2 protein-coding genes and 1 pseudogene are annotated in these 1,162 nt (G+C 27.5%); all 3 read left to right on the forward strand.

All coding sequences use genetic code 11. The features are described 5' to 3' along the window. Positions 1–226: helix-turn-helix domain-containing protein (locus BGS43_RS02350; protein ID WP_141085290.1), on the forward strand; the 226-nt coding region annotated here is incomplete at its 5' end. 203 nt (positions 227–429) lie between these two features. Continuing rightward, positions 430–588 carry a hypothetical protein gene (locus tag BGS43_RS09730; RefSeq protein ID WP_002826568.1) on the forward strand — a complete coding sequence of 53 codons (159 nt, stop codon included), beginning with the start codon at positions 430–432 and terminating at the stop codon, positions 586–588. 142 nt (positions 589–730) lie between these two features. Further along, positions 731–1,162: pseudogene (locus BGS43_RS02355) on the forward strand (hypothetical protein); the annotation flags it as partial.

Genomic DNA, 1,162 nt, shown 5'->3' on the forward strand with positions numbered 1-1,162 from the left:
AAACATTGTTAAAGAAGTTTGTAAAGAGTTAAATATCACGCAAAAGGAGTTAAGCGAGATTTTGGGGGTGCATCTTACTACTATTCAAAAATGGGTAGCTAATGATAATGATTTACCTTTACAAGCTAAAAAATCTTTAAATTTAGTATTAGAAAATCATCATTTAAAAATAAGACTTAAAACGCTTGATGAGTTTGTAAGACTATTTAAAGAGCTTCAAAAATAAGCATTTAAAGGTGTAAAGAAATTCTTTATACCTTTAAAATACAGAAAATTTATGTATTTATTTTTAAAGAATATATATATTTTCTATAAAATATATTGACTTTTATATAATATTTATGTATAATTGCTCTAAGAATACAGAATAATTCTGTAATGTTCTTTTAAAGTAAGAGTGTTTTAAGTTAGTTTTGTTAAAATTTGACTATGTTAGAGTTACTTAAGAACATAGGACTTGGCTTATTTGTCAATGGTAATTATGCTTTGCTTAGTGGCAACATCACACTAAATAACACTTATATAGTGTTTGGCAGTGTGGCACTTATGGCACTTAGTATTTATGCAGATAGAAAGGAGAAAAAATGAGCGGCGAATATATAATCAGTGGATTTTTAACAATTTGCCTTGTTATTGCTTCTTATCAAGCATACAAGGTTTATAAAAAGGTAAAAAAACAACACTAAACTTACAAACACTCTTGCTTTTAAATTAAAAAGCAGGAGTAATTATGCAAACTTTAACCCAAAAAACAATTTTTTTAAATACAGAAGTTGCAATATCTTATAAAACTTCAAAACAAAACATAAATAGCACTAAAAACTATCACGCTGATGAACTCATAGAAAATATACACTATTTCTACGATTATGAGCAAACCAAAGGCGGAAGACAAAGAGTAATCAAATGGACTTTAGAAGGTGTTTATATGCTAGGCTTTTTTATAAAAAGTCCTAAGGCTAAAGAATACCGCAAAAAAGTAGCTAAGCTTTTAAGAGAGCAAACACAAGCTAGATTTAAAAGCTTAAGCGATGAAAATCTAAGACTAAATTCTTTAAATCATCATCAAAGCTTAGGTTATAAATCACAGCTTAAACAACAAAAGGAACATTATGAAAACAAAATCAAAGCCCTTAAATACGACTTAGAAAAGAAAAAGGAG

It is taken from the genome of Campylobacter sp. 110, from assembly GCF_002383965.1.
Classification (GTDB): domain Bacteria; phylum Campylobacterota; class Campylobacteria; order Campylobacterales; family Campylobacteraceae; genus Campylobacter_D; species Campylobacter_D coli.